This is a genomic window from Curtobacterium sp. MCLR17_054 (assembly GCF_003234335.2).
GTDB lineage: Bacteria > Actinomycetota > Actinomycetes > Actinomycetales > Microbacteriaceae > Curtobacterium > Curtobacterium flaccumfaciens.
In genome coordinates, this window is sequence record NZ_CP126263.1 from 254,290 (window position 1) to 269,914 (window position 15,625).

General features: G+C 71.4%; 11 protein-coding genes. 9 read left to right on the plus strand and 2 right to left on the minus strand.

Annotated features, from left to right (window positions below):
- Positions 1-60: 60 nt before the first annotated feature.
- The 4 genes from DEJ08_RS01250 to DEJ08_RS01265 are packed head-to-tail and all read left to right on the plus strand — an operon-like array spanning position 61 to position 4,515.
- Entirely contained in the window at positions 61-1,020 is a 960-nt protein-coding gene (locus DEJ08_RS01250; protein ID WP_027467218.1) for an ABC transporter permease, read from the plus strand.
- Positions 1,017-1,910: an ABC transporter permease gene (locus tag DEJ08_RS01255; RefSeq protein WP_111024068.1), complete on the plus strand. Its 894-nt coding sequence runs from the start codon at positions 1,017-1,019 to the stop codon at positions 1,908-1,910. The genes DEJ08_RS01250 and DEJ08_RS01255 overlap by 4 nt, the downstream gene beginning before the upstream one ends.
- Positions 1,910-3,595: a dipeptide ABC transporter ATP-binding protein gene (locus DEJ08_RS01260; protein WP_111054782.1), complete on the plus strand. Its 1,686-nt coding sequence runs from the start codon at positions 1,910-1,912 to the stop codon at positions 3,593-3,595. The genes DEJ08_RS01255 and DEJ08_RS01260 overlap by 1 nt, the downstream gene beginning before the upstream one ends.
- Positions 3,592-4,515: an ROK family protein gene (locus DEJ08_RS01265; protein WP_027467215.1), complete on the plus strand. Its 924-nt coding sequence runs from the start codon at positions 3,592-3,594 to the stop codon at positions 4,513-4,515. The genes DEJ08_RS01260 and DEJ08_RS01265 overlap by 4 nt, the downstream gene beginning before the upstream one ends.
- A 15-nt stretch (positions 4,516-4,530) precedes the next feature.
- Here the strand turns inward: DEJ08_RS01265 and DEJ08_RS01270 are convergent, their stop codons facing one another.
- Complete coding sequence (locus DEJ08_RS01270) at positions 4,531-5,253, minus strand: type 1 periplasmic-binding domain-containing protein (protein ID WP_111054783.1); 723 nt, start codon at positions 5,251-5,253, stop codon at positions 4,531-4,533.
- Positions 5,254-5,375: 122 nt separating this feature from the next.
- Here DEJ08_RS01270 and DEJ08_RS01275 point away from each other — a divergent pair, with 122 nt between their 5' ends.
- The 4 genes from DEJ08_RS01275 (at position 5,376) to DEJ08_RS01290 (ending at position 13,533) form a co-directional block, all read left to right on the plus strand.
- Positions 5,376-6,662, plus strand: a complete 1,287-nt coding sequence (locus tag DEJ08_RS01275; protein ID WP_111054784.1) for a HupE/UreJ family protein — start codon at positions 5,376-5,378, stop codon at positions 6,660-6,662.
- A gap of 138 nt (positions 6,663-6,800) precedes the next feature.
- Entirely contained in the window at positions 6,801-8,933 is a 2,133-nt protein-coding gene (locus DEJ08_RS01280) for an Ig-like domain repeat protein (RefSeq protein ID WP_111054785.1), read from the plus strand.
- A gap of 377 nt (positions 8,934-9,310) precedes the next feature.
- The gene (locus DEJ08_RS01285; RefSeq protein ID WP_239001383.1) at positions 9,311-10,525 is read left to right on the plus strand and encodes an ice-binding family protein; all 1,215 of its coding nucleotides are present in this window, start codon (positions 9,311-9,313) and stop codon (positions 10,523-10,525) included.
- A gap of 206 nt (positions 10,526-10,731) precedes the next feature.
- The gene (locus DEJ08_RS01290; RefSeq protein ID WP_111054786.1) at positions 10,732-13,533 is read left to right on the plus strand and encodes an alpha/beta hydrolase; all 2,802 of its coding nucleotides are present in this window, start codon (positions 10,732-10,734) and stop codon (positions 13,531-13,533) included.
- A 33-nt stretch (positions 13,534-13,566) separates the two neighbouring features.
- Here the strand turns inward: DEJ08_RS01290 and DEJ08_RS01295 are convergent, their stop codons facing one another.
- The gene (locus tag DEJ08_RS01295) at positions 13,567-14,304 is read right to left on the minus strand and encodes a GAF and ANTAR domain-containing protein (protein WP_111054787.1); all 738 of its coding nucleotides are present in this window, start codon (positions 14,302-14,304) and stop codon (positions 13,567-13,569) included.
- 166 nt (positions 14,305-14,470) lie between these two features.
- Between DEJ08_RS01295 and DEJ08_RS01300 the strand changes: the two genes are divergently transcribed.
- Complete coding sequence (locus DEJ08_RS01300) at positions 14,471-15,622, plus strand: fatty acid desaturase family protein (RefSeq protein ID WP_111054788.1); 1,152 nt, start codon at positions 14,471-14,473, stop codon at positions 15,620-15,622.
- Positions 15,623-15,625: the final 3 nt, after the last annotated feature.

Consider the following 15,625-nt stretch of genomic DNA (forward strand, 5'->3'; position numbering starts at 1 on the left):
ACCGACGCGCACCGCGCCTCCTCCCCGGCTCACGTCTCCAATCCGACCATCGGAAGCCGCATGACCACAGCTCTCTACCTCACCAGGCGCGTCCTGCAGGCGCTCGCGGTGATCCTCATCGTCACCGTCGTGGTGTTCTGCCTGCTGCACGCGCTGCCCGGCGGCCCCGCCCGCGGCGTGCTCGGCGTCTCCGCGACCCCCACGCAGATCGCCCAGTTCAACCAGGCGCAGGGGCTCGACCAGCCGCTGCCCGTGCAGTACCTGCGGTTCCTCGGTCGTCTGCTGACCGGCGACCTCGGCACCTCGTACACGCTCAACGAGCCGGTCTCGCAGCTCATCGCCGAGCGCCTGCCGAAGACCCTCGTGCTCACCGGCATCTCCGCGGTGCTCGGACTCGTCGTCGCGATCCCGGTCGGGATGCTCCAGGCGGCCCGCCGCAACGGTGCGGTCGACTACGCCGCCACCGCCCTGGCGTTCGTCTTCTACTCGACGCCGGCGTTCTTCCTCGGCCTCGTCCTGATCATCGTCTTCAGCCAGCAGCTGCCGTGGCTGCCGTCCCAGGCCCCGAGCGGCACCACCCTGGCCGAGGTGTTCCAGGACCCGGCCGGACTCGTGCTGCCCGTGGTGACCGGAGCCCTCGCGATGATCGCGGTGTTCAGTCGGTACATGCGCGCCTCGACGCTCGAGAACCTGCAGGAGGACTACGTCCGCACCGCCCGTGCCGGCGGCGCCTCGACCGCGACGATCCTGCGGCGGCACGTGTTCCGGAACTCGCTGACTCCCGTCGTCGCGATGCTCGGGTACTACCTGCCGGTGCTGTTCGGTGGCGCGCTGGTGACCGAGCAGCTGTTCAACTACCCCGGCATGGGGCTGCTGTTCTGGAACGCCGCACAGTCCTCCGACTACCCGACGCTGCTCGGCTGCGTGCTCGTCATCTCCATCGCGACCGTCATCGGCACCCTGCTCGCCGACGTCGCACAGTCCCTCATCGACCCGCGAGTGAAGGCGAGCCGCGCATGACCGCCGTCCAGATGGCCCCCGAAGCCCCGGGCGCCCCCGTCACCGTCGCGGCCACCGGGTTCCGGCTCGCCGCCCGCCGGTTCCGGAGCAACACCCTCGCCGTGATCGGCCTCGCCCTGATCGTCGTCATCGTGCTGTTCTGCTTCGTCGGCCCGTTCGTGTACCCGACCGACCAGACCCACACGCTGCTCGAGCAGGCCAACCAGGGCCCGAGCGCCGCGCACTGGCTCGGCACCGACGCCGTCGGCCACGACGTCCTCGGCCGCCTGATGTACGGCGGCAAGGTCTCCCTGATGGTGGGCATCGCCGCCGGGGTCCTGGCCACCGTCGTCGGCACCCTGTGGGGTTCCGTCGCCGGGTACGTCGGCGGCTGGGTCGACGCCCTGATGATGCGCGTCGTCGACGCCGGCATCGCGATCCCGGCCCTGTTCATCCTGCTCGTCATCTCGGCGATCACGAACCCCGGCGTCGGCGGTCTCATCGTCATCCTCGGTCTGGTGTCGTGGCTCGTGCCCTCCCGCCTGATCCGCGCCGAGACCCTGACGCTCAAGAACCGCGACTACGTCCTGACACTGCGCGCGATCGGCGGCTCGCACGCCCGCGCCATCGGCAAGCACCTGCTGCCGAACTCGGTGTCGACGATCGTCGTCGCGGCGACGTTCCAGGTCGCCGACGCGATCCTGCTGGTCGCCTACGTCTCGTACCTCGGGCTCGGTGTGCAGCCGCCCGCGACGGACTGGGGCGGCATGCTCTCGGCGGGACTCACCGCCGCCTACTCCGGACGCTGGTGGCTCATCGTGCCGCCGGGTCTGGCCGTGATCCTGGTCGTCTGCGCGTTCAACGCGGTGGGCGACGGACTGCGGGACGCCTTCGACGTGCGGGGCCGCTGATGACCAACGAACCGATCCTGCGGACGACCGACCTCGGCGTCTCCTTCAGCACCGAGTCCGGCACCGTCGACGCCGTGCGCGGGGTGTCCCTGTCGGTCGCCCCCGGCGAGACCCTCGCCCTGGTCGGCGAGTCCGGCTCCGGCAAGTCCACCGTCGCCCTCGCCGCGATGGGCCTGCTCTCCGGCAACGCGACGGCCTCGGGCAGCGCCGTCGTCGCCGGACACGAGGTCGTCGGCGCCCCCGAGCCCGAACTCCGGGCCCTGCGCGGCTCGACCGTCTCGATGGTCTTCCAGGAGCCCGCGACCGCCCTCGACCCGCTCACCCGCGTCGGTGCCCAGATCGCCGAGGTGATCCGGAACCACCGTGACGTCTCCGCGTCCGCCGCCGCGGCCGAGGCCGTCGACCTGCTGCGCCGGGTCGGCATCCCCGACCCCGAGTCGCGCACCCGGTCGTTCCCGTTCCAGCTGTCGGGTGGGCAGCGTCAGCGCGTGGTCATCGCGATGGCGATCGCGAACGCGCCGAAGCTGCTCATCGCGGACGAGCCGACCACCGCCCTCGACGTCACCGTGCAGGCCGAGATCCTCGAGCTCCTCCGTGCGCTCGCCGTCGAGACCGGCACCGGCGTGCTGCTCGTCACGCACAACATGGGGGTCGTCGCGGACTTCGCCGACCGGGTCGCGGTCATGCTCCAGGGCGAGATCGTCGAGACCGGTGGGGTCGAGGACGTCCTGCTCCGCCCCGAGCACGAGTACACCAAGCGGCTCCTCGCGGCGGTGCCGCGGCTCGACGTGGCGGGCGATCGTCCGTCGGCTCCCGTCACCGACGCGGAGACCGAGCCGGCCGGGAGGCCCGGTGCGGCCCCGGTGGTCGACCTGCGGGACGTCTCGGTGACGTTCGGGCGCGGGGCGCGCGCCGTCCACGCGCTCGCGGGCATCGACATCGCGGTGCACGCCGGTGAGACCGTCGGCCTGGTCGGCGAGTCCGGCTCCGGCAAGTCGACCGCGGCCCGGGTGGCGCTCGGGCTCGTCAAGCCGACGTCCGGCACGGTGTCGCTGTTCGGGCAGGACCTGCGGACCGCGAAGGGCCGTGACCGACGTGCACTCCGCTCCGGCATCGGCGTCGTGCTGCAGGACCCGGTGGCGTCCCTCGACGCCCGGATGTCGGTGGCCGAGTGCATCGCGGAGCCCCTCGCCGTGCACCGTCGCGGGATGTCCTCGGCCGATCGTCGTCGTCGCATCGACGAGGTGCTCGACGCCGTCCGGCTGCCGCGGACCCTGGCGTCCCGTGCCCCCCGAGAGCTCTCCGGCGGGCAGCGCCAGCGGGTCTCGCTCGCTCGGGCTCTGGTGCTCGAACCGCGGTTGCTCGTCGCCGACGAACCGACGTCGGCGCTCGACGTCAGCGTGCAGGAGACCGTGCTCGAGGTCCTCGGCGAGCTGCAGGACGACCTCGGCTTCGCGTGCCTGTTCGTCTCGCACGACCTGGCCGTCGTGCAGCACTTCGCCGAGCGCGTCGTCGTGATGCGCCAGGGCGTCGTCGAGGAGCAGGGCACCACCGGCACGACGCTGCTGCACCCCACCACCGACTACACCCGGCGTCTGCTCGCCGCGGTGCCGGTGCCCGACCCCGTGCTGCAACGGCAGCGTCGGACGGAGCGCCTCGCCTCACTCGCGGCGGTGACCGCGTGACCCGGGTCCTGGCCGGGGTCGACGTCGGCGGTACGAACACGAAGGTCGTCCTGACCACGCCCGACCTCGAGGTCATCGACCGCCTCGACCTGCCGACGCCCGCCCACGCGGGCGGGGCGGCGATCGTGACGGCCGCACTCGGGGCCGTGACGGGTCTGCTCGAGACGCACCGGGCCTCCTTGGCGGGTGTCGGGGTGGGCGCGGCCGGCGTCGTCGACCGGACCACGGGGACCGTCCTGGTCACCGGCAACTCGTTCACGGGATGGGCCGGGTACGGCGTGACCCGCGCGGTGACGGACGCCCTCGGCGTCCCCGCGACCCTGGACAACGACGTGAACGCGTTCCTGCTCGGCGAGATCGCCACCGGCGCGGTCGTGGGGGAGTCCGACGTGCTCGGGATGACCCTCGGCACCGGCGTCGGCGGCGCGCTCGTGCTCGACGGGCGGCTCTTCGCCGGCCCGCGCGGTGCCGCCGGCGAGATCGGCCACGTCCCCGGCTTCGGCGACGCCCGGTGCACCTGCGGGCAGACCGGGCACCTGGAGACCATCGCGGGCGCGCGCGGCATCGCCGACCGCTACGCCGAACGCTCCGGGCGGATGCTCTCGGCACGGGACGTCGCCGTCGCCGCACGCGGTGGGGACGCCGACGCGGCCGCCGTCTTCGCCACCGCGGGGTGGGGCCTGGCCCGTGCTGCACTGCTGACCGCGGGGATCCTCGACGTCACCACCGTCCTGATCGGCGGCGGGATCGCACGGTCCTGGGACCTGCTCGAACCGGCCATCACGGCGGCGATCGCCGCGGAACCGCCGGTCAGCGGGGCGACGATCCGGCTCGCGCAGTCGACGCTCGGGTCTGACGCCGTGGCACTCGGCGCCGCGGCGCAGGTGCGGGCGCGCGTCCTGGAGCCGGAGACCGCGTAGCGGGGGAGCGCCCGGTCAGGGCACCCAGACGACGATGCCGCGCAGGTCGTGGAGCACGGCGGCGAGTCCGGCGCGCAGGCCGCGGGCCGCGCGGTCCTCGGTGAAGGTCTCCGGGTCGTAGTGACTCGACGGCCCGAGGCCCTCGCCGCGGAACCCGCCGCCCGTCCAGTCCGCCGCCGTGACGTTCGACGTCGGCTCCGCGATCTCGGCACCGACGACCAGGAACTGCTGGTGGAGTGCGGTCGGCGAGACCGCCGCGAGCGGGTCGACCATGTGGTTGCCGACGGTGATGACCAGGTCGGGCTCGGCGTCGACGGCGCGCAGGACCGCGGCGATCCGGTCGTCGGGGCCCTTCGCCGAGACCGGGGTGACGGTGACGTCCTCGTCCGCGGCCCACGACTCGACGGCGTCGAGCAGGGTCCGGGTCGGAGCGTCGGCGGCGTCACCCGCGTCGGAGAGCAGCACGACGTCGTAGCCGGCGGGGGCGTGCACCCCGGACCACGAACCGGGCTCGGGGTGGATGGTTGCCTCGGGCGCCGGCGGCTGGTCGGGGTCGGAGAACCCGGTGCCCAGGACCCCGGCCGAGGCGTGCGCCGACGCGGTCGCCGTCGGGGCGGTGCCGGTACCGCCGGTGGCGCCGTCCGACGCCCCGGAGCAGCCGGCCAGCAGAGCGGTGCCGGCCGCGGCGAGGGCGACGGCGGTCAACAGGGAGGTCGTCCGGGTGGCGGGGCGGATCACGGCACCATGCAAGCACGCCCGACGGCCGCTCCGGGCCGGTCCGGGGACCTGTCCGACCGCCGTCCCGTTGCTGGTCACCGGTTGTTCACCTGCCGGTCGTCTGCGGGCCGGATCGTCTGCGCGTGCCCTCCGGAACCACCGCCGCGCTCCTGCGCGCCCGCCCTGCCCGCTCCCTCCCCCTGTTCGCGCTCGTCGCACGCATCGTCGCCGCGCTCGTGCTGCTCGGGGTGGTCGTGATCGGCGTGCTCGCGGGCGCGGCACCGGCGTCGGCGCACGGCTTCAGCTCGGTGGTCTACGCCGACGTCACGTCCACGAAGCCGACCGTCGTGCAGGCGAAGCTCGGGCTCGAGTACGACCTGATGCTCGTCTCGGTGGCCACGAGCGAGCACGACGACGCGCTGCACGAGCAGGGGCAGCAGGCCTGGGACAACGGGGACTTCCCCGGCATGGTCTCGGCTGCCGAAGCCCACACCGACGCGATCGGGAAGTACGTGTTCGACCGGTTCCGGGTGACCGGAGCCGGTGGGCAGGCCTGCACCGGCACGCTCGACGACACGGTCACCGTCGACCTGCAGGACGAGGTGCCGTACGCCCACGTGACCGCGGACTTCGCCTGTCCGGAACCGTCGGAGACGCAGTCCGGGCACGTGGTGTCGTCGGAGCTCTTCCCCGACGACGAGACCTTCGTGCGCGACACCAAGACGATCGTCACCTACGACGTCGACGACCGGACGGGTTCGGCCACCCTCGACGCCTCGCAGCGCACGTTCTCGACCGAGCAGTCGGCGGGTGCGCGCTTCTGGGAGTTCTTCCGCCTCGGCGCCGAGCACCTGCTCACCGGGATCGACCACATCCTGTTCCTCGTGGCGCTCATCGCCGGGTCGCGTCGCCTGCGCGAGGTCGTCTACACGGCGTCCGCGTTCACGATCGCCCACTCGATCACGTTCATCCTCGCCGCCCTCGGTGTGGTCAGCCCGCCCGCGATCGTCGTCGAGCCGCTCATCGCCCTGTCGATCGCCGCGGTCGCCGGCTGGTACCTGTGGCGGCTCTGGCGTCGTCGATCGCGGGCCGACGAACTGGTGGTCGGCGAGCACGGACACTTCTCGCTCGACCGCGCCGGCTGGACCCGCCTGGCCGTCGTCTTCGCCTTCGGGCTCATCCACGGGCTCGGGTTCGCCGGGGCCCTCGGCATCCACGAGGCGTTCTCGTGGCAGCTGCTGGTCTCGCTCCTCATCTTCAACGTCGGCATCGAGGCCGTGCAGCTCGCGATCATCGTCATCGTCTTCCCGCCGCTCTCGCTGCTGCGGCGGAAGGCGCACCGGGTGTCGCTCTGGGTGACGGGCGCCGTGACCGCCGGCGTGTTCGTGATGGGGATGATCTGGTTCGTCGAGCGGCTCGCGGCTGGCTGATGCTCGCCACCGAACTGCTGGCACGTCGCGTTCGTTCCTGAACAGCGACGAACTGTCACTCAGCGTTTACCAAGACGTTTTGCAGTGCATGCAGAGTCTTCCGTGCTGCACCATCCCACGTCTGAGAAACGGACCAACATGAGTCTCCTGTCCGGCGCCACTACCCGGCGCAGAACCACCACCCTCCGCGTCTGCGGGGCCGTCCTCGGGGCCGCGCTCATCGCCGGTGCCTCGATGGTCGGCACGAACGCCGCCACCGCTGCGACGAACACCCCCACCACCAACATCTCGACCGGTGGCCCGATCCACATCCTGCTCGGCGTCGGCGCGACCGAGAGCCAGCGCATCGCCTCGTGGTACTTCCCCACGAACGTCGCGCAGTCGCTCGAGATCCAGAAGACCGCGTCCATGACGGACGGCGTCTTCACGGACGCCAAGCAGACGGTCGCCGCCTCGGAGGCCGCGAACACCGCAGCCGACTCGAGCGCGACCGACTCGAACACCAAGAGCATCCCGGGCATCGCCGCCGAGTCGGGCTACATCAACGCCCACGCGACGATCTCGGCCCTCGAGCCGAACACCTCGTACACATACCACGTCGGTGCGGCGGACGGCTCGGCCTGGTCCGCGTCGTACACCTTCACCACGAAGAGCTTCTCCGGCGACTTCGACTTCCTGTTCTTCGGTGACCCGCAGATCGGTTCGTCCGGCTTCACCGACGACGACGGCGCCGGCTGGGCGGACACGCTCAAGTACGCCACGTCGACCGAGCCGGACGCCGAGCTCCTGGTCTCCGGTGGTGACCAGGTCGAGCACGCCAACAACGAGTACGAGTGGGGCGCGTTCGCGGACAGCAGCGACGTGCTGAAGCGTTACCCGTGGGCCTCGACCATCGGCAACCACGACGTGGGCGGCAAGGCCTACGAGCAGCACAACCAGGTGCCGAACTCCCTCAAGGTGCCGGACTTCTACCCGGGCGGCAACACCACCGCGAACTCGGGTGGCGACTACTGGTACATGTACAAGGGCGTCCTGTTCATCGACATCAACTCGAACGCCTACGCGGCCGGTTCGGACGCTGCCCACGTGAACTACGTGCGCGACGTCATCAACCGCTACGGCGACGACGCGAAGTGGACGACGCTGGTCTACCACCACTCGATCTACTCGCCGGCCGACCACGCAAACGACCGTGACAACCAGCAGCGCCGGTTCGACTTCACGCGTTCGTTCTCGGACATGGGTGTCGACCTCGTCCTGCAGGGCCACGACCACTCCTACTCGCGCAGCTACGCGATCAAGAACGGCAAGAAGGCCAACGTCAACGAGCAGCCCGCTGCTCCCGAGGTCTTCTCCGGCCCCGGCGGCGTCATCTACATGACGGCGAACTCGGCCTCCGGTTCGAAGTACTACGACCTCACCACCCCGGACGCCACCCAGGGCTACGGCGCGGACCCGCTCGAGCCCAAGGGTGAGCGTCACTTCGCCAACTCGGTCGAGAACCAGGAGCACGTCCGCACCTTCGTGAAGGTCTCGGTCACCGACGACAAGCTCGCCGTCGAGAACATCCGCGCCAGCGACTGCACCACGCTCAACTCGGCGGTGCAGCACGGCAAGGTGGACAGCTGCGGTGTGACCCTCCAGCCGACGGCCACGGCCGACCCGGCTGCGATCGGTTCGACGGTCGACAAGTTCAACCTGCACGCCACGCTGCCGACGACGACCACCACGCTCACCGCGTCGGCCGCCGAGCAGACCTACGGCACCGCCAAGCCGGCCACGGTCACCGCGACCATCGCCGGTGGCATCGGTACCCAGCAGGGCACGGTGACGTTCAAGGACGGCAGCAAGGTCCTCGGCACCGCCCCGGTCAAGGACGGCGCGGCCAGCATGACGCTGCCGAAGACGCTCGCCATCGGCAAGCACGCGGTCACGGCCTCGTTCGTCAACGCGGACCCGGTCTACTCGGGAACGAACTCGAAGACGGCGAAGGCCATGACGGTCACCGTCGAGAAGGCCCCGTCCCGCACCGCCATCAAGTACAGCGGTGGCAAGGCGACCGTCCAGGTGAAGGCCACCGGCTTCAGCGTCGACGGCACCGCCCGGATCTACCAGGGCTCGAAGCGCCTCGCCACCGTCACGGTGGAGAACGGCGTGGTCACGTCGAAGCTCCCGCTGAAGAAGGGCACGCACAACCTGCACGCCGTCTTCGCCGGGACCTCGGAGCTCAGCACGAGCACCAGCCCGACCATCAAGGTCGTCATCAAGTAGCACCCGGCACCAGCAAGGGCCCCGCGATCCCGATCGCGGGGCCCTTCGCCGTGTGTCCGGGGGGTGGGCGACCGGTCCTACCCGGGACCGGCGCCGCACCAGCTGACGGGAGACCCGAACTCCCTACCCGTCCGCTGGTGAGAGCGGCCGGTCAACCTGTGGTGAGCATGCGCTCACAGGCCGGGATCGCCTAGGCAGCCAGGCCAACTGCCAGGCTTTGGGCGAATGTTCAGACATTCCTAGGTAATCACTGTGGAGAAGCGCATACTTCGAGCCACCGAGAATGCGCGCTCGTCGCCGACGTCACCCCGCCTCTCCTTGCAGGAAGCGGTCGGACCGTGCAGGCTCGCCATCTCAGACGCAGTTCCCTCCTGGTCGTGTCGGCGGCTGCCGTCGCCGCGCTGGTCACCCTCGGGACCGGTGGCGGAGCATCCGCCGCGACGGTCATCGACGGTCCGGTCAACCTCGGCACCGCATCGACCTACGGTGTCCTCGGCGCGAGCGCGGTCACGAACACCGGCCCCTCCGTGATCAACGGCGACCTCGGGTTGTCGCCGGGCACGTCCATCACCGGCTTCGGCGGCGCACCGAACGGCGTCGTCAACGGCACCACGCACCAGACCGACGCCGCGGCCGCACAGGCCCAGCGCGACACCACCACCGCGTACAACGTCGCCGCGTCGCTCTCCCCGACCCAGACCGGTCTCACCGAGCTGAACGGCCTCTCGCTCTCACCCGGCGTGTACTCCGGCGGCGCCCTCGCCCTGGCGAACAACGGTGCGCTGACCCTCGCCGGCAGCGCGAACTCCGTCTGGGTGTTCCAGGCCGCGTCGACCCTGACCATCGGGTCCGCCAGCCAGATCGTGATCACCGGCGGCGCCAGCTCGTGCAACGTGTTCTGGCAGGTCGGCAGCTCCGCCACCGTCGGCACCGGCGCCCAGTTCCAGGGCACCGTCCTGGCGCAGCAGTCCGTGACCGCCACCACCGGCGCGACCGTGCAGGGCCGACTGCTGGCCCGCACCGGCGCGGTCACCCTCGACACGAACACGATCACGGCCTCCAACGGCTGCCCCGCACCGGGCACGCCGTCCGAGTCGCCCACCATCACCTCGGGCACCCCGTCCGACGGCACCGTGGACGTGCCCTACTCGTCCACCGTCACCGCGACCGGCACCCCGAACCCGACCTTCACCGCCACGGGCCTGCCCGACGGCCTGACGATCGACAGCACCACCGGCGTCATCTCCGGCACCCCGACCACCCCGGGCACCTCGACCGTGACGATCACCGCCTCGAACGGCACCAGCCCGGACGACACCCAGACGGTCACCATCACGGTCCGCGCCCCGGCACCGGTGCCCACCGCGACACCCACCCCGACGGCACCCGCAGTGGTGCCCACCGCCACCCCGAGCGGCCCCGCAGGCGCCGGCGGCGGCGGTGGCGGCGGAACCGACCAGCCCACCGGTGAGCTCGCGTTCACCGGCTCGGACCCGACCGTCCCGCTGAGCATCGCCGCCGCACTGCTCGCCGCGGGTGCAACGCTCATGGTCCTGCTGCGTCGTCGTCGCCGCACCGTCGGCCGCATCTGATCGACCCGCACGATCGACGGCCCCGCGACCCTGGTCGCGGGGCCGTCTGCGTGCCGTCGGGCACCCGGTGGTCGCACCCGTGAGGACCCTCAGGGACTGAGCCGTCACCTCATCCTCCAGGACGATCCGCGGTGAGCAGCGCGCTCCCTACTGTTGGCGACGGAGCGTGCGGTGGCGCATGCCCGTCGCACCAGGGGAGATCCGACGTGAACCGTTCGCCGAGACGCCGTTCCACCATCGCGCTGCAGATCGCGTGTTCGACACTCATCGCCGGGGCGCTCGCCGTCTCCGGCACGATCGCGGCGTTGCCGGCCACGGCCGCGCCGGGCGACGGGTCCACCGCCGCGACGGGGACGACCACGATCACGACCCCGGGCACGCCCGTCGCGCAGGGTGACGACTGGACGGTCACGCCGACCGACGGCGGGTACACCGTCGTCCTGACCCTCGCCGACCCCCTGCCGCTCCGTGCGGCGGCCCCCGTCCTGCTCGTGGACGGCACCGACATCGGCGTCGCGCAGACGAGCCTCGACCAGCGGCAGCTGACGGTCACCACGACCGACCCCGCGGTCGCCGATGCCCGCAGCGTCGAGCTCGGCTGGACGGGCGAGACCGACCTGCAGGGCAACCGGCAGGCCGCCACCGCGCCGCAGACGGTCGCGCCGAGCGAAGCCCCTGCGCCCCTGACCGACGACCCGGCGGCCGCGGGCCAGTACGCGGTCACCCGGGCCGACTACGACCTGGGCAACGAAGCCGAGACGATCAAGGGCTTCGGGCGCAAGGGCGAGATGCGTGCCGCGGTCTTCGTGCCGAAGGACGCCCCGGGCAAGCGTCCGGTCGTGGTGTTCCTGCACGGCCGCCACGAGGCCTGCTACGGCGGCACGTACAACCCGAAGGCGTGGCCGTGTGGGAAGGGACAGACCGACATCCCGAGCTACCTCGGCTACAACGCAGCAGCGACCGCGCTGGCGAGCCACGGCAACGTCGTCGTGTCGATCTCCGCGAACGCGATCAACGCCCTCGACGGCAGCTACTCGGACGACGGCGGAGCGGTGGCCCGCGGGCAGCTCGTCCTCGACCACCTCAGCCTGCTGCAGCGCGCGGACGCCGGACAGGAGCCCCGGCTCTCGCCGCTGCTCACCGGCAAGCTCGACCTGCAGGACGTCGGCCTCATGGGCCACTCGCGCGGCGGTGACGGCGTGGTCCGCGCGGCCCTGCTCAACACGCAGCGCACGAACCCCTTCGGCATCCGTGCCGTCCTGCCCCTGGCGCCGACCGACTTCGGGCGCATGACCCTGCCGGACACGAACACGGCGGTCGTCCTGCCGTACTGCGACGGCGACGTGTCCGACCTGCAGGGACAGCACTTCTACGACGACTCCCGCACCGCCTTCGGGGACGACGTGCTGCGCTCCTCGGTGCTGGTGATGGGTGCGAACCACAACTTCTTCAACACGACGTGGACGCCCGGCAAGTACGCGAAGGCGTCGTCGGACGACTGGTACGACGAGTCCGACGCGGTCTGCGGGGCGAAGGCGAAGCACACCACGCGGCTGTCGTCCGACCAGCAGTACGCCATCGGCACGAGCCTGATCAGCGGCTTCTTCCGCCTGACGCTCGACGGTGAGCAGCAGTTCCTGCCGATGTTCGACGGCACCAACCGCCAGCCCGCCGCCCTGGGCACGGCCGACATCCGGGTGAGCGCCTCCCAGCCCGGCGCGAGCCGGCGTGACCTCGCCCTGTTCGACACCGCGAACCCGGCGATCACCACGACCGGGGCCCTGACGGCGAAGACCTGCGCGAGCACCGACAACCTGCCCGCGAAGCAGATCCTGCCGGCGTGCGTCTCGATCTCGTCCAACGCCCCGGACTACACCCCGGCCTACCTGGCGTCGTCGGTGCCGGCCACCCCCGCCCTGCACGTCTCGCCCACCAAGGCGGCGACCGGCGGCCAGGTGCACGTCCCGGTGGCTCCGGCGGCCGGTGACTTCACGGGGTTCCAGGCGCTGTCGCTCCGCCTGACCCCGGACGACACCGCGACGACGAACGCGAACGTCTCGATCACCCTCCGCGACGCGACCGGTGCCGTGGCGACCCGCCGCCTGTCCGACACCAGCCGTGCCGGACAGCTGCTCCCCGGTACCCGGATGGCCCCGCGCAAGACGATCCTGCAGCAGGCGCGCATCCCCCTCGACACGTTCACCGGCATCGACCTGACGTCGGTGCGCGAGGTGACGATCGACGTCCCGCAGAAGAACAGCGGGGTCCTGCTGAGCGACCTGTCGCTCGTGCCCGCTGCGACCCTCGGCACCCCGGTGGTCACGAAGCGTCCTGCCGCACGCATCGCGGACCGGTTCGTCGACGAGGGCCGCACGCGCACGGTGGTGCGGGCAGCGGTCGTGCTCTCCCGACCGGCCGAGCAGGCCACCACCGTGTACTTCGACCTCGACCAGGCGTACGACGGGCGCATCCGCCCGGCGGTGCAGCCCGTCACGTTCCAGCCCGGTGAGGTCTGCCGCACGGTCGCGGTCTCGGTGAACGGTGACCGCACCCCGTCGTTCTCGCGGACGTCGGACTACGCGATGACCCTCAGCAACACCCAGGGCGGTTCGGTGATCGGTGACTCGGTCGGCACGATGCGCATCCGCGAGGACGACGGCGTGCGCAGCGTGAACGGACGGCCGACCGCGTCCGCTCCGGCGGTCGGGACCCCGGGTGACGCGTGTGCCGAGGCGCAGGCGTCCAGCACGGCCATCGCCGTGACGCCGACGAGCAGCCGGAAGGGTGCCAAGGTCGCGATCTCGGCGACGGGGTTCCGTGCCGGCGAGTCGGTCACCGTCAGCATCGACGGCGGTCGGGCCACCCGCACGACTGCCAACGCCGCCGGCAAGGTCCGCCTGAAGATCACGAAGACCGTGGCGGCGCTGGCGCCGGGCACGCACGTGGTGCACGCCCGTGGCTACGGCTCGGACCAGCGGGCCCGGGGCACCTTCACGACGACGAAGTAGTCGTGCGCGGTCCGGAGCGTCCCGAGCGAACCCTCAGGACGCTCCGGCCCCGATGAGGTCGGCGAGCGGGACGTCGTCGCGCGCCACGGCGGCGGCGACCTGGCTCAGCGAGCGCTGGTGGGCGCGGGCGTAGCGACGGATCATGCCGAAGGCCTGCTCGACGTCGACCCCGGCCGCACGTGCGAGGTACCCCTTGGCCTGCTCGATGGCGACCCGGCTGTCGAGCGCACGCTGGAGCTGCTCCGCGGTGAGGGTCGCGTGCTCGAGGGTCCGTTGCTGCAACAGGCTGATGGTCGCGACGTCGGCGAGGGCCTGCGCGGCTCGGGCATCGGCTCCGTTCAGCGCCCCCTCGGTCTCGCGGAACAGGTTCAGCGACCCGACGGTGGTGTCCCGCAGCCGGAGCGGGATGGCGTGGACCCCCGCGTACCCGCGCGCCCGCGAGGCCTCGGCGAACCGCGGCCAGTGCTGCCGCAGGTCGTCGGCGTTCTCCGACGTCACCAACCGGCCGGTGGTCACGGCGGTGATGCAGGGCCCCTCGCCGGCGTTGAGCTGGAGCAGACCGATGAAGCTGCTGCGCTCGCTCGTCGAGGCGACGACCCGCAGCTCGTCGTGCTTGTCGAGCAGGTGGATGGCACCCGCGGCGGCGTCGAACAGCTCGACGGCCCGGTCGACCAGCGTCTGCAGGACGTCGACCACGTCGTAGTCCGCCACCAGGCTGTCGGTGAGGGTCACGAACGTCTCGACCAGTCGTGCTTCGCGTACCTCGGTCATGTGGGGAACGGTCCTTCCGTCGAGCAGGCGGGACAACCGTAGCCGAGCAGCGGACACGCGGACCTGTGGCTTGCACCGAGGAGCGCGGCGGCTCTAGCGTTGGACCAGCAGCCCCAGACCCCGGCCGCCGGAACGATCCTCCATTCCGATGACGACCAGGGAATCCATGACCACGCAGCACGCCGGTACCAGCCCGCAGCGGGAGACCAGCTCGAAACCCCTCACCGGCGGCTACCGGAAGACCGGCTCCCCGGCCGGGCCGCGCACCGGCGGCACCTCGTCGTACTCCGCGCTGCTGGCGCAGGTGAAGGAAGCCGGGCTGCTCGAGCGCCGTCGGGGGTTCTACTGGGCGCTGTTCTCCGCGCTCGTCGTGGCGACGGCCGCGTGCTGGGTCGCGTTCGCGTTCCTGGGTGACTCGTGGTTCCAGCTGATCGTGGCCGGTGCGCTGGGCGTGCTGTTCACGCAGTTCGCGTTCCTGTCGCACGAGGCCGCGCACCGTCAGGTGTTCGCGTCCCAGAAGTGGAACGACCGTGCTGGCCGCTGGGTCGGGACGTTCCTCGTTGGGCTCAGCTACTCGTGGTGGATGAACAAGCACACCCGCCACCACGGCAACCCGAACACCGTCGGGAAGGACCCGGACATCGCGCCGGACGTGATCCGGTTCCTGCCGGAGGACGCCGCCGCCGTCAAGAACGGGCCGCTCCGGGTGTTCGTGCAGTACCAGGGCTGGTTGTTCTTCCCGTTGCTCACGCTCGAGGGCATCAACCTGCACCGGGCTGCGGTCATGTCGGTGCTCCGCGGGACGGGTGGGCGCAGTGACGTCCGGGGGCGGGTCCTCGAGGGCGCCCTGCTGGTGGCGCGTTTCGCGATCTACCTGACGGTGGTGTTCTGGTTCCTGCCGTTCGGGATGGCGTGTGCGTTCCTCGGGGTGCAGCTGGCCGTGTTCGGCGTGATGATGGGTGCCTCGTTCGCCCCGAACCACAAGGGCATGCCGACGATCGCCCACGACGCGAAGGTCGACTTCTTCTCCCGCCAGGTGCGCACGTCGCGCAACATCCGTGGCGGCTGGTGGGTGTCGTTCCTGATGGGTGGCCTGAACTACCAGGTCGAGCACCACCTGTTCCCGTCGATGCCGCGTCCGGCGCTGAAGCAGGCTCGCCTGCTCGTCCGTGACCACTGCGACACCCTCGACGTGCCGTACACCGAGACCACGCTGCTGCGCTCCTACGGGATCGTCGTCCGGTACCTCAACCGCGTCGGCCTCGGCGCCCGCGACCCCTTCGTCTGCCCGATGGTGTCCGAGCTCCGGATCCACTGACTG

Coding starts and splice junctions, on each gene's coding strand:
- DEJ08_RS01250 (WP_027467218.1), top strand. CDS start 61: ATGACCACAGCTCTCTACCTCACCAGGCGCGTCCTGCAGGCGCTCGCG.
- DEJ08_RS01255 (WP_111024068.1), top strand. CDS start 1,017: ATGACCGCCGTCCAGATGGCCCCCGAAGCCCCGGGCGCCCCCGTCACC.
- DEJ08_RS01260 (WP_111054782.1), top strand. CDS start 1,910: ATGACCAACGAACCGATCCTGCGGACGACCGACCTCGGCGTCTCCTTC.
- DEJ08_RS01280 (WP_111054785.1), top strand. CDS start 6,801: ATGAGTCTCCTGTCCGGCGCCACTACCCGGCGCAGAACCACCACCCTC.
- DEJ08_RS01295 (WP_111054787.1), bottom strand. CDS start 14,304: ATGACCGAGGTACGCGAAGCACGACTGGTCGAGACGTTCGTGACCCTC.
- DEJ08_RS01300 (WP_111054788.1), top strand. CDS start 14,471: ATGACCACGCAGCACGCCGGTACCAGCCCGCAGCGGGAGACCAGCTCG.